A 12,685-nucleotide genomic window follows, 5' to 3' on the forward strand; every position below is an offset into this window, starting at 1 on the left:
GTCTCCTTTGGTTTGATGGACTAAAGTCCTGACCTTAACCGTACAGGGGATGCGGAATTTTTCAAATGCCCAAGGTGACCTTGGATAGGGGCCGGCACAATTGCGCCGGCCCGTCGGTTGCTTACGCGCCGAACACGCGTTTGAAAATCGTGTCTACATGTTTGGTGTGATACCCTAGATCGAATTTCTCTTCGATTTCTTCGACGCTCAGGGATTTCAACACATCTTCGTCTGCCAGCAATTCAGTTTTGAAATCCTTGCCTTCTTCCCAAACTTTCATCGCATTGCGCTGCACCAGTTTATAGGAATCCTCACGCGAAACACCGGCTTGGGTCAGGGCCAGAAGAACCCGCTGTGACATAACCAAGCCGCGGAATTTATTCATATTCGCCAGCATGTTGTCAGGATAAATCACCAGCTTGTCGATGACGCCTGTCAGACGTGACAGGGCGAAATCAAGGGTCACTGTTGTGTCGGGCCCGATGTTGCGTTCGACCGAGCTGTGAGAGATGTCCCGCTCGTGCCAGAGGGCGACGTTTTCCATTGCAGGCACCACAGCCATCCGACACAGACGCGCCAGACCGGTCAGGTTTTCGGTCAGCACGGGGTTGCGCTTGTGCGGCATTGCGCTTGAGCCCTTTTGACCGGCCGAGAAGAACTCTTCGGCTTCCAGCACCTCGGTGCGCTGCATGTGGCGGATTTCGGTGGCGATGTTCTCGATGGAAGAGCCAACAACGCCGAGGCAGGCAAAGAAGGCTGCGTGACGATCGCGCGGGATGACCTGTGTTGAAATTGGTTCAGGCTTGAGGCCGAGCTTTTCGCAAACATGCTCTTCGATCCGGGGGTCGATATTGGCGAAAGTGCCAACAGCGCCGGAAATTGCGCCGGTGGCAATCTCGTCACGTGCGATGCGCAGGCGCGCAAGGTTGCGGTCCATTTCGGCGTAAAAGCGTGCAAAAGTCAGGCCCATTGTGGTTGGCTCGGCGTGGATGCCGTGGCTGCGGCCAATACGCACCGTGTCTTTATGTTCTATCGCGCGACGTTTCAGGGCCGCAAGCAGGGCCTCAACATCGGCAATCAGAATATCGGCGGCGCGGGTCAGCTGTACGTTGAAACAGGTGTCCAGCACATCCGAGCTGGTCATGCCCTGATGCACAAAGCGCGCTTCGTCGCTGCCGATATGTTCGGCCAGATGGGTCAGAAAGGCGATGACGTCATGTTTGGTCACGGCCTCGATTTCGTCGATCCGTGCGACGTCGAATTCTACGTCCTTGGCTTTCCACACGGCGTCGGCGTTTTCGCGCGGGATCACGCCCAGATCGGCCATGGCGTCGCAGGCATGTGCCTCGATCTCGTACCAGATGCGGAACTTGGTCGCGGCGGACCAGATGTTAACCATTTCAGGGCGGGAATAACGGAGGATCATGCGGGGCACACCTTTTTGTGACGGTTTTCAGGGTCACCGGCGGCATAGACTGATGGGGCCCTGAGGACAAGGTGGCAGTCGCGGCTTATAGTGCCCGGCCTAAAACATAGCCCCCCCAATACCCCCGACAGGCTGTGCGGTTTCGGGAAATTGGGGGACGAAATGCGTCAGGTTAAAGGCCGGACGCCTTTGCATTGGGTTACGGTGGTCATCGCAGCCGGATGGGGCAAGCCGAGAGTGCGGACAGTATTTAAGGCCAAAAAGAGGAGCCGTCAGTCGAGAAGTTCGGTCTGCACTTGTGAGGATTGTTCCAGGGTGCGATGGACCGGACATTTGTCCGCGATTTCCAGCAGGCGTTGGCGTTGCGCGGCATCCAGCGGGCCGGTCAGTTTGATCCGTCGTCGCCATGTGTCGATCTTGTTGCCGCTGCCGGTCTCGGCATCCTGTGCATGGACTTTGTCGTGGCAGACATCGACGCTGACATGTTCCAGCGGCCAGCCCTTGCGGCGGGCATACATGCGGATCGTCATCGAGGTGCAGGCCCCCAGACCTGCCGACAGAAACCCATAGGGTGACATGCCGCGGTTGGTCCCGCCGTAAGCCAGCGGCTCATCCGCAATGACATGATGGGAGGGGCCAGCGTTGATGTCTTGTTGAAAACCGTCAGGATCAGCCTCGGAGATGCGCACAATTCCCTCGGGGGTGACCGGCGGCGGCGCGGGCTGGGCGAGCTTGAGATAGCGGGTAGCCCAGGTGGCAATCACATCAGCGGCATATTCTGCATCACTGTGCCGGGTGATCAGGTGGTCGGCGTCGTCCAATGTGACAAAGCTTTTGGGGTGTTTGGCGGCGGCGAAGATCTGGCCAGCGTTTTCGATGCCAACGATGGCATCGCGCGGCGCGTGCAGCACCAGAAGGGCAGCGTTCAGGCCGGCGATGGCAGGGCTGAGCGTTTCCTGTGCGACATCATCGACAAAGGTCTTGCCGATTTTGAAGGGGCGTCCGCCTAGTGAAACTTCGGCGACGCCCTTGGCATTGATCTCTGGCAGGGCCGCTTCGAAGTTATGGGTCACATGGCCGGGGTCGGCTGGCGCGCCGAGTGTGGCGACCGCCTTGATCCCGTCCAGCGTGGCGGCGGCTTTCAACACAGCCGCGCCTCCCAGTGAGTGGCCGATCATCAGCGACGGGGCCATGCCGCGGCTTTCAAGGTAGGTGCAGCCCGCAATCAGGTCATCGACGTTTGAGGTAAAGGAGGTATTGGCAAATTCCCCTTCCGAGTGGCCCAGACCGGTGAAATCGAACCGCAACACGGCAATGCCCATTCCGGCGAGGCGTGCGGCGATCCTGCGGGCGGCGGGGATGTCTTTGCCGCAGGTAAAACAATGGGCAAATAGGGCCGTGGCCAGATGTGGCCCGTCCGGCAGATCAAGACGCGCAGCCAATGTATTGCCGTTGTGGCCGGGAAAGGTGATGCGTTCAGGGGTCATGGGCTTCTCCAGTGGGACAAGGGGAAGGTGGGAGATACCGCACCCGCGCGCAAGTCATATGACACCATTCTCACGCGGGCGTGACAGATCGGGATATGGTGGGGCAGGATTGCCTGCCGCACAACACGGGTGTAGCAACACAGGGTTGCTTGAACCGTAAGGAGACAGTTTTGGGCCATTCCGCGATCCCCCCGATGCAGCCCGCCACGATAGCCGCTCAGGCTGCGGGTGCGCTCGACAATGAAACTGCGGGGGTTGTGCCTGCGGTTCATATGGCAACGACCTTTCTGCGCGGCGAGGATTATCAACCGCAAAACCCTGATAATGTTTATTTGCGGTCGCATAATGAAAACACGCGGGTGGCTGAACGCCTGTTGTCCGCGCTTGAGGGGGCGGCGAATACATTGCTGTTTCCCTCTGGCATGGCGGCAGTCGCGGCGGTGTTTCGCACCGTGCCGACTGGCGGTGCGGTGGTAGTGCAAAGCCAGATCTACTGGGGCACAACGGCCTGGATCAGGGATTTTTGTGAAAGACGCCAGATCACCCTGCACGAGGTTGAGGCTTCGGATGCAGATGCATTGGCAAGGGTTTGCACAGACCACCGGCCCGTGCTGGTCTGGATCGAAACACCTTCAAACCCGTGGCTGCGGATCACCGATGTGGCCGGGGCAGCGCAGATTGCCCATGGGGTGGGCGCGACATTGGTGGTGGACAGTACGGCGGCGTCACCTGTGCTAAGCCAACCTTTGGCGCTGGGCGCTGATATTGTGATGCATTCCGCCACCAAAGGGATCAACGGCCATTCCGATGTGCTGGCCGGTTCGTTGTCGGTCGGCGATCAGGACAGCCCGATGTGGCAGGCCATCCGCGCGGATCGTGATATGGCCGGTGCGGTGCTGGGCCCGATGGAGGCGTGGCTGCTGACGCGGGGCATGCGGACATTGCCCCTGCGGATGCGAGAAATGTCGCGCAATGCCATGACATTGGCGCAGTACCTGTCGGATCATCCAAGTGTGGACGCGGTACTGTATCCCGGCCTGCCAACGCATAAGGGCCACGACATCGCCAAGCGTCAGATGAATGGCGGTTTTGGTGGGCTTTTGTCCTTTGTTGTAAAGGGCGAGGCCGCGGCGGCCCTGCGTGTGGTCAGCCGGTTGCAGTTGTTTCACCGGGCCACATCTTTGGGCGGGGTCGAAAGCCTGGTTGAACACCGCCATACAATCGAACCCCACACTGGCATCCCCGAAGGCTTGTTGCGTTTGTCGGTCGGGATTGAGGATGCGGAGGATCTGATTGCTGATCTGGGGCAGGCTTTGGGGCAATAGCGGCCAAGGGGCAGGGCTGTTGCCAACAGCGCCGCCAGTTTGGTTATGATGCCCCCATCAACGCCGGATCGAAGGGGTAGCTGGTCAAATCCTCAAACCCGTCCTCGGTCACCAATACCTGATCTTCCAGCTTGATTGCGAAATCGCCGCCTTCGGGCTGAACCAGTGCCTCGACGCAGAGAACCATGCCGGCCTCAAGCGGGTAATCATAGGCCCCTGCGACCACGTGATCGGGGTAGGCGACAAGCGGCCATTCATCACATAACCCCACTCCATGCATCAGGCAGCCGTATTTACCCGCCTGAAACTGGGCGTCCAACACATGGGTGTTCGCAGACAGCTCGGGGATCATCACGCCTGCCTTCAGCATTTGCTTGTTGGTCTGGATATGTTCATAGGCGTGCTGCATCGCATAGACCATGTCAGCGCGGGGTTTTTCATCGCCGACCCACCATGTGCGCGAAATGTCGATGCAGATGCCATAGCTGCCCACCAGATCGGTATCAAAGGCGACGATCTCGTTATTTTGTACAATACGCGGGCCACATTCCTGAAACCACGGGTTGGTGCGGGGGCCTGAGGTCAGCAGCCGCGTTTCAATCCATTCACCGCCGCGTTTGATGTTCTCGGCGTGCAGCACAGCCCAGATGTCATCCTCTGATGTGTGCCCCTTGGGTACTTCGCGCCGGGCGAACTCCTCCATTCTTTGTACGGCGGTTTCACAGGCATGGGAGGCACAGCGCATGGCAAGGATTTCATCCGCTCCTTTGACCGAACGGCTTTTCTCGGTGACCTCTTCGCCATCCAGGATTTCGAACCCCTGTGCCTCAAGTGCGCGCAAACCGTGCAGCATGACCTTGTCCACCGCGAGGCGCATGTTCCCGCCTGCGTGTGCCTCGATCAACTGGCGCACTTCATTGCTGAATACATCAGCGGCGACATCTACCTTATCACCGCGATCAAAGTAAAACAGATCGGCACCAGAGCGTTGTTCCCGTACCAAAGGGTTGAACTCACTTAGGAAAGGTGAGTTCTTGTAATCCCAGATGACCATATATCCGTCCGCGCAAAGCAATACGGCGCGGAACGGATTATGAGTATTCCACAGCTGCATGTTGGTGCTGTCGGTAGCATAGCGAATGTTCAGCGGGTCAAAGATCAGCAGCCCGCCATAGCCGCGTTCCACCACATGCCGGGTCAGCCGTTCCCAACGGAAACGGCGCATCTGGTCCAGATTGGGCGGGATCAGCCCCGCCGTCTCCCATTCACGCAGGGCCAGCAGGGGCGGGCCGATCTCGACCCGGTTTGCATCATTGGGGGAACCGTCTGGCAGATGGCTGCCTTGATTGGGGTCAATCTTGCGGGAGTCGCTGTAATGCGTGTTCATTGCGGGCCTCTTGCTGTGGTCAGGAGCAGCTTGGATGAATTTTTGGTGCGTGAATGGCAAAGAGCGACGCTTTTCGATGTCGTTTTCGCAAGACACCGGAGAGAAAGCCGCTAGATTTGCCCGATGACTGTGATCCTGCAAAACGCCTTACCTGTTGAAATGCTGGTGCCCCATGTGTTGCCCGGTGTGGCCCCTTGCGGTGCTGATGACTGGCTGCGGGTGGATGAGGCCTATGCGGCGCAGATGGCCTATCGAATTGTGTTGATGGCCGACAAGCCAAAGGAGGTCTTGTGGCTGTCACCTGATGCCTTGCCTGCCGCGCAGGAGGTGTTGCACGAGGCGCTGGGCATCCTGCCGCCCTTGGGGTTTGATGTGCAGAGCGATCATGTGATCTGTCCTGATGACAGGCGGGTGAGTTTGGATTGGGATGACCCGCTGCGCACTATGGGGCATTTGATGCAACAGGACGTCTGCCTGCTTGAAAAACGCGGTACTGAACATGTACTGACCGGTGCGGTATTGTGTTTCCCGGCAAGTTGGCGGCTGGCGGACAAGGTCGAGCGCCCGTTGAGTGCGATACACGATCCGGTCGCAGAATATGACGAATCTCTAGGGCGTCGGGTGCAGCGGATGTTCGACGGGGTACGCGCCGGGCGTCCGCTTTGGCGTTTTAACCGGCTTAACTATGTGGATGCCGATCTGTACCAGCCGGTGCGCAAGGCGGGTGGGAACACCGGGGAATTCACCCGCTCGGAACGCCAGTGCATCCTGCGTCTGCCCCGCAGCAACGCAGTTGCGTTTACAATCCACACCTATGTCGTTCCCAATATCGGATGAACAGATGAATACGTGCCGCCGGTTTTTGACGGCAGCACGTACCATAGATCAGCCCGGATGAAGCACCATATGGGGCTGCCCGTCCGAAGTTTTCTGCGGTGAACGCCCGTCGGCATTGACGGTTGTGTTTACCTGCCGTCGAAACGCGCTGAATTGCGTCGAGGTGACAACGTCAACGGCCTCATCAAAGCGCAGGGTCAGCGCCCAGAAACCATTGGCCTGCTGGCGCGCCGCCTTGACCTCGCCGGCAAAGGCATGGCCCAGATAGCGCCCTGTGACCCGCTGGCCGGGTGACCACCCAGGGTGGGTATTGCCGGCCCGCGCACTCAAGGTGTTCCAGTCCCGCGCGCCCCATTGGTGGGCAATGGTTTCCAGCGCCTGTGCATGGCTGATGGTCTGTCCCTTGGCTGCAAGATCACTGCGCAAGCGTTTCGCCTGTGCCTTCAGCACATCACGCGACGGGATCTGTATTGTATTGTTCATGTCAAACACTCCTGCTCGCAAGTGAAAGAGGGGTCCGCGTTGCCAATCAATCAGCGAGATTGAGAGCTTGTTCAGATATACAGGACTTCACCAGAATGCGGACGGCAGGGGCCTGACCCTTGAAAAGGCATATAGGAGGGCACCCTGAAATGCACAAGGCCTGCCGTGTCTGGGACAGGCAGGCCTTGGTTTTTAATGTGGCATTTGGGTCAGCCGTCGATCTTGGCACCCATGATAGCGATGGCCTGTTGATAGACCGTTGCCGCATTCCATTGCTTAATGACTTTGAAGTTCGGCTGACCTTCCTGATAACCTTTACCGGGTTTCCAGCCCTTCTTGCGCAGGAAATTCGCGGTTGAGGCCAATGCATCTGTCTGGTTGTAGAAATCGACGCGCCCGTTGCCATCCGCATCGACACCGTACTTCAACGCATTGCCGGGGAGGAATTGGGTATGTCCCAACTCGCCATGTTTTGCGCCCTTGGTGGCCGGGGTGATTGCCCCCTGATCAACCAGTTTCAGCGCCCCGATCGCATGGGGAACAAAAAACGCCGAGCGGCGGCAATCATAGGCCAGTGTGGTAATGGCCGAGACCACGGCGCTTTTGCCCATGAACCCGCCAAACCCGGTTTCCATACCGTGGATTGCAAGAATAACCCCCGCTGGCACGCCATAGCGTTGTTCTAGCGACTGGTAGAACCCGGCATTGCGGGCCTTGCGTTTGCGGCCCTGTGCAACAATCGTGTCGGCACCACGGATTTTCAGAAATTTCGGCAAGGAGTATTTAAACGACTTCTGATTGCGGTCTGCCTTGATGGTGCCGGTGGCATAAGACGCACCTGCCAATGCGGTAAGGCCGCGCTGCCCAACGCCCGCAGCTTTGGCCTCGGCAGCAAAGGAGGCTTTCCACTGACCGAAACCGCCCGCGTTATTGCCGCATTGCGCAGCCATCGCCGGCACCGCAAGGGCAAGGCTGACAACGCCGCCCAGAATGAATGATTTAACTTGTTGCATGGGGATACCTCTTGAACTGTTGCGCACAGTTTACCGAGGTTTACGCAAGGGGCAAAGGGGAAGGGGCGAACATTTCTGTCAAGTTTCGCAGACCCCGAAGATGTTGATCGACCCTGCGTTTAGCCCGCAAGTGCGACGACCCATCCCAATTCTACGGGCGTGGAGGTCAAGGCAAGGGCCGTGCCGGCGGTCAGGATGCCAACACCGGTCATAAATGGAAAAGTAAGGCAACGGGCGCGAAACGACTGGCGTTTCAATTTGCGGCCCACAAGAGAGGATTTATCGACAGTTGTGCCGCTGTTGATACGCGCCAGACGTTCTTCAAACGTGGTACTCGATACGGCCATAACTGTCTCCCTTGGTGTCGTGTCAAACTCTTGCCGGGAATTTCGGGCGAAATTGCGGCGGGCCTGGGGTTTCATCGGGACACAAAGAAAAAGGGCACCCCCGAAGGCGCGCCCTTTCTGATCACAATTTCAGTAGATCAGCAGCTATAGTACATGCCGAATTCAACAGGGTGTGGCGTGTGCTCGTAGTTGTGAACCTCTTCCATCTTCAACTCGATGTAGCCTTCGACCTGATCGCGGGTGAATACGTCGCCAGCCAACAGGAAGTCCATATCCAGCTGCAACTCTTCCAGCGCTTCGCGCAGAGAACCGCAAACGGTCGGGATATCGGCCAGCTCTTCTGCGGGCAGGTCATAGAGGTTCTTGTCCATGGCTTCGCCCGGATCGATCTTGTTCTTGATGCCGTCAAGGCCGGCCATCAAGAGTGCTGCAAAACACAGGTAGGGGTTTGCCGCCGGATCGGGGAAACGCGCCTCGACGCGCTTGGCTTTCGGGCTTTCAGTCCATGGAATACGCACACAGCCGGAACGGTTGCGGGCGGAATAGGCGCGCAGAACCGGGGCTTCGAAACCGGGGATCAGGCGCTTGTAGCTGTTGGTCGCCGGGTTGGTGAAGGCGTTCAATGCCTTGGCGTGGCCCAGAATACCGCCGATGAACCACAGGGCTTCCTGTGACAGATCAGCGTATTTGTCGCCTGCGAACAAGGGCTTGCCGTCTTTCCAGATCGACATGTTCACGTGCATGCCAGACCCGTTGTCACCATAGATCGGCTTGGGCATGAATGTCGCGGATTTGCCATAGGCGTGGGCCACATTGTGGATCACGTATTTGTACTTCTGAAGCTCGTCGGCCTGTTCGGTCAGGGAGCCAAAGATCAGGCCCAATTCATGCTGGCAAGACGCCACCTCGTGGTGATGCTTGTCCACTTTCATGCCCAGACGCTTCATGGTCGACAGCATTTCGGCGCGCAGATCATGGGCTTCGTCGGTTGGGTTTACCGGGAAGTAACCACCCTTGAGGCCCGGACGGTGACCCATGTTGCCCATTTCGTACTCGGTATCTGTGTTCCAAGACGCATCGGATGCATCAACTTCGTATGATACTTTGTTGATAGAATTGGAGAAACGCACGTCGTCAAACAGGAAGAACTCGGCTTCCGGGCCCATATAGGCGACATCACCGATGCCGGAAGACTTCAGGTATGCTTCGGCTTTCTCGGCTGTGCCACGCGGGTCACGGTCGTAAGGTTCGTTGGTGTCCGGCTCGACAACGGAGCAATGCACACAGATTGTCTTCTCGGCATAAAACGGATCAACATAGGCGCTGCTCAGGTCTGGCATCAGTTTCATGTCGGAGGCTTCGATCGATTTCCAGCCGGCGATGGAAGATCCGTCAAACATGAACCCTTCTTCAAGGAAGTCCTCGTCAACCAAATCGTTCACAACTGTGACGTGCTGCAACTTGCCGCGCGGGTCGGTAAAGCGGATGTCGACATATTCGATATCTTCATCTTTGATCCGCTTCAGAAAATCCTGGGTATTCATCAGGGAGGTTCCTTCTTAATTTTGATAGAAAAGTTGGATTACAGCGCGTCTGAACCGGTTTCTCCGGTACGGATGCGGATGGTTTGCTCTACGGGGGAGACGAAAATCTTGCCGTCTCCGATCTTTTCGGTTTTGGCGGCGTCCACGATGGCCTCAATGGCGGCGTCGACCTGATCATCGTCTAGCACCACCTCGACTTTGACCTTGGGCAGGAAGTCGACCACATATTCAGCACCGCGATACAGTTCTGTATGGCCTTTCTGACGGCCAAAGCCTTTGACCTCGATCACGGAAAGCCCCTGAACACCGACGTCCTGAAGGGCTTCTTTCACTTCGTCCAATTTGAACGGTTTAATGATCGCTTCGATCTTTTTCATGACATGCGCCTCCCAGGAAATCTGTCGCTGTGCGGGTCATTTCATTTTGGGCCGCAGGAATCCATAAAGGCGGGATTAAACAGCGCCTTTGCGGGGATGAATTCTGTGACGCTGCTTAAATTGGTGCCAGTGCGTCTAATTTTTAGGCGGTTTTAAAACTTTGGGGTGTCGAGATGACCGAACTGCTGACAGCGGATCAAATGCGGGCTTTGGAACAAGCGGCAATATCGCGGGGCGATGCAACAGGCCTCGACCTGATGGCGCGTGCCGGACAAGGGGTGGTTGACGCGATTCTGTGCCGCTGGCCGAAACTGACCAAGGGCGTGCGGACAGCGCTGGTGATCTGCGGTCCGGGCAATAACGGTGGCGATGGATTTGTGATCGCATGCCTGCTGCGCGACGCAGGCTGGACTGTGCGGGTACATCTGTTTGGGGAGGCGGCCAATCTGCCACCGGATGCGAAGGTTAATTATGACCGTTGGTTGCAGGCAGGTGAGGTGTTGCCGCTTAAGCCGGAAGCCGTGTTCACAGGCAGCCGCCCTGACCTGATTGTCGATGCGGTGTTTGGTATCGGCCTGTCGCGCCCTGTCCCTGTTGAGATTGCACAGGCGCTGGATATCGCGGGCATGACGTTTTGGAAATCACCCCATAAAATCAAACGTGTGGCTGTGGATTGTCCCTCTGGTCTTGATCTGGACACGGGTATGGTTCCAGCGGATTTGGCAGCGGTGAGCAAGGCCGGCAGTGCCTGGCCTGCGACGCTGAACACCGCCGATCTGACGGTGACATTTCATGCGCCGAAACTTGGGCATTACCTAGCGCTTGGCCCCGCCATGTGCGGCAAGGTGCAGGTGGTCGATATCGGTCTTGGGGACCTCGGGCAGGAACCACAGATTGTCGGCCAGACCCCGGCACCGCAGCGCACCCGTTTGGCAGACCCGCATATTGATGGACGGGATATGACAGGCCGCTGGCTGCGCTCTGTGATGGGTAAACCTGATCTGCCCGGCCATAAGTTTAACTTTGGTCATGTCGCCGTTTTTGCCGGTGGCGTCGGGCGCGGCGGGGCGGCCCGTCTGGCGGCGCGCGCCGCGTTGCGGTCTGGGGCAGGGGTGGTCACAGTGATTTGCCCGCCATCGGCCCTGATCGAGAATGCCTGCCAGTTGAACGCGATCATGCTGCGGGCACTCAAACCTGACCAACCGCTGGCCGAGGTTGCCGATCATCGCGTCACGGCCTTCTGTATGGGGCCGGGCATGGGCGTGTCACAGCGCACCCGTGATCTGGTGCAGGAGGTTTTGGCCAGACGGGCAGGGGAATTTGATTTAGAGGTTCCTGTGGTGGTGCTGGATGCAGATGCCCTGAGCAGTTTCGCCCAGAACCCCGATGCCCTGTTTGCGCGCACCCATGCCCGTACCATCCTGACGCCCCATGAAGGCGAATTTGAGCGGCTGTTCCCTGATCTGTCTGGTTCGGCGCGGGCGTCCCTGTCCAAGGTTGACGCCGTCCGGCAGGCGGCAGCGCGGGCCGGATGTCTGGTTTTGCTAAAAGGGCCAGACACGGTGATTGCAGACCCGCAAGGGGGCGCAACAGTACATGCCGCCAGCGCCGCGCGCGCGGTTCCTTGGCTTGCAACTGCCGGAGCGGGGGATGTTCTGGCAGGGCTGATTGCCGGCTTGGCCGCGCCAACGGTCGGTAGCAGCCTGTTCTGTGCGGCAGAGCTGGCAACCTACCTGCATGTGGAGGCCGCGCGCAGTTTTGGTCCCGGCCTTATCGCAGAAGACTTGCCGGAGGAATTGCCAAAGCTGTTTCGCGAATGGGGGCTGCATGGCGCCAGACCTGAAAAGTGAATCCGCAATAGTCAGTCACGCCTTGCGGTCTCGGGGCATTGGCGACCCAGATGCTTCAGGTTAAGGGCCGGACGCTTTAGGCCGCGCGCAAGACTGCGCCGCGTGCGCGGGCGCCATCGGCAGTGCTCAGCTCCAGACCGTCGCAATAAAGGATATGCGGCCCGTCACAGAACACCTGATAAAGAGTGGTTTCCTGCATCCCCAGATCAGTGATGAACTCGCCATCCACAAGGGTCCGGGCCGCCACCAATGCCCTTTCGGAACTGAACAATGCACGCGCCCGCCAGTCCCGGATCAGGATCATCTGGTCACCGGCCAGCAGTGCATCGCGTTCAGGACGGGTGTGCCCCAGAGATCCCGCAGCAACGGAAATGCTATGCACGGCGCGAGTTGTGCGCTGGATATGTACAACCTTGGAAATTCCGGTGTCCCGGGTGATCAATCTGTCGCCCACCGAGACAAACTCGACCGGCATTTCACCATCCAGCGTCAATAACATGGCACCGGTAATAAGCCCCGTATCAAGGGGAGCATAGGGAGAGTATTGGCCCGCATGGCGATCATTGCCGCCCACGCGCCCGACCGTTTTCGGTTTCATGGGCGTCACTT

General features: G+C 58.2%; 12 protein-coding genes. 3 read left to right on the forward strand and 9 right to left on the reverse strand.

Features of this window, described 5'->3' with window-relative positions; all coding sequences use genetic code 11:
- Positions 1-121: 121 nt before the first annotated feature.
- Together purB and HKX44_RS02695 are read right to left on the reverse strand one after the other, a co-directional pair.
- The gene (gene purB / locus HKX44_RS02690; protein ID WP_276149764.1) at positions 122-1,426 is read right to left on the reverse strand and encodes an adenylosuccinate lyase; all 1,305 of its coding nucleotides are present in this window, start codon (positions 1,424-1,426) and stop codon (positions 122-124) included.
- Positions 1,427-1,698: 272 nt separating this feature from the next.
- Positions 1,699-2,913, reverse strand: coding sequence for a bifunctional alpha/beta hydrolase/OsmC family protein (locus HKX44_RS02695; protein ID WP_276149765.1), 1,215 nt, complete (start codon positions 2,911-2,913; stop codon positions 1,699-1,701).
- A gap of 194 nt (positions 2,914-3,107) precedes the next feature.
- On the opposite strand from HKX44_RS02695, the gene HKX44_RS02700 reads away from it, so the two are divergent.
- Entirely contained in the window at positions 3,108-4,238 is a 1,131-nt protein-coding gene (locus tag HKX44_RS02700; protein WP_276150785.1) for a PLP-dependent aspartate aminotransferase family protein, read from the forward strand.
- Positions 4,239-4,281: 43 nt separating this feature from the next.
- Here the strand turns inward: HKX44_RS02700 and dddP are convergent, their stop codons facing one another.
- A complete protein-coding gene (dddP, locus tag HKX44_RS02705) occupies positions 4,282-5,625 on the reverse strand; it encodes a dimethylsulfonioproprionate lyase DddP (RefSeq protein ID WP_276149766.1) in 1,344 nt (447 codons plus the stop codon).
- A gap of 123 nt (positions 5,626-5,748) precedes the next feature.
- Here dddP and HKX44_RS02710 point away from each other — a divergent pair, with 123 nt between their 5' ends.
- Positions 5,749-6,462 (forward strand): DUF3445 domain-containing protein, encoded by a 714-nt coding sequence (locus tag HKX44_RS02710; protein WP_276149767.1) that lies wholly within the window; start codon positions 5,749-5,751, stop codon positions 6,460-6,462.
- Positions 6,463-6,510: 48 nt separating this feature from the next.
- Here the strand turns inward: HKX44_RS02710 and HKX44_RS02715 are convergent, their stop codons facing one another.
- From HKX44_RS02715 to HKX44_RS02735, 5 genes are all read right to left on the reverse strand, one after another.
- Positions 6,511-6,945: a glyoxalase superfamily protein gene (locus HKX44_RS02715; RefSeq protein ID WP_276149768.1), complete on the reverse strand. Its 435-nt coding sequence runs from the start codon at positions 6,943-6,945 to the stop codon at positions 6,511-6,513.
- Positions 6,946-7,154: 209 nt separating this feature from the next.
- Positions 7,155-7,958 (reverse strand): lytic murein transglycosylase, encoded by an 804-nt coding sequence (locus tag HKX44_RS02720; RefSeq protein WP_276149769.1) that lies wholly within the window; start codon positions 7,956-7,958, stop codon positions 7,155-7,157.
- A gap of 119 nt (positions 7,959-8,077) precedes the next feature.
- Positions 8,078-8,305, reverse strand: coding sequence for a hypothetical protein (locus HKX44_RS02725; protein ID WP_276149770.1), 228 nt, complete (start codon positions 8,303-8,305; stop codon positions 8,078-8,080).
- Positions 8,306-8,442: 137 nt separating this feature from the next.
- Complete coding sequence (gene glnA / locus HKX44_RS02730) at positions 8,443-9,849, reverse strand: type I glutamate--ammonia ligase (protein WP_276149771.1); 1,407 nt, start codon at positions 9,847-9,849, stop codon at positions 8,443-8,445.
- A 38-nt stretch (positions 9,850-9,887) separates the two neighbouring features.
- The gene (locus HKX44_RS02735) at positions 9,888-10,226 is read right to left on the reverse strand and encodes a P-II family nitrogen regulator (protein ID WP_025044188.1); all 339 of its coding nucleotides are present in this window, start codon (positions 10,224-10,226) and stop codon (positions 9,888-9,890) included.
- 173 nt (positions 10,227-10,399) lie between these two features.
- Between HKX44_RS02735 and HKX44_RS02740 the strand changes: the two genes are divergently transcribed.
- A complete protein-coding gene (locus HKX44_RS02740) occupies positions 10,400-12,076 on the forward strand; it encodes an NAD(P)H-hydrate dehydratase (protein ID WP_276149772.1) in 1,677 nt (558 codons plus the stop codon).
- A 76-nt stretch (positions 12,077-12,152) separates the two neighbouring features.
- On the opposite strand, the gene HKX44_RS02745 is transcribed toward HKX44_RS02740, so the two are convergent.
- Positions 12,153-12,674 carry a Hint domain-containing protein gene (locus tag HKX44_RS02745; RefSeq protein WP_276149773.1) on the reverse strand — a complete coding sequence of 174 codons (522 nt, stop codon included), beginning with the start codon at positions 12,672-12,674 and terminating at the stop codon, positions 12,153-12,155.
- Between the last annotated feature and the right edge of the window lie 11 nt (positions 12,675-12,685).

The sequence above is a fragment of the Sulfitobacter sp. M05 genome (genome assembly GCF_029285175.1).
Lineage (GTDB): Bacteria > Pseudomonadota > Alphaproteobacteria > Rhodobacterales > Rhodobacteraceae > Sulfitobacter.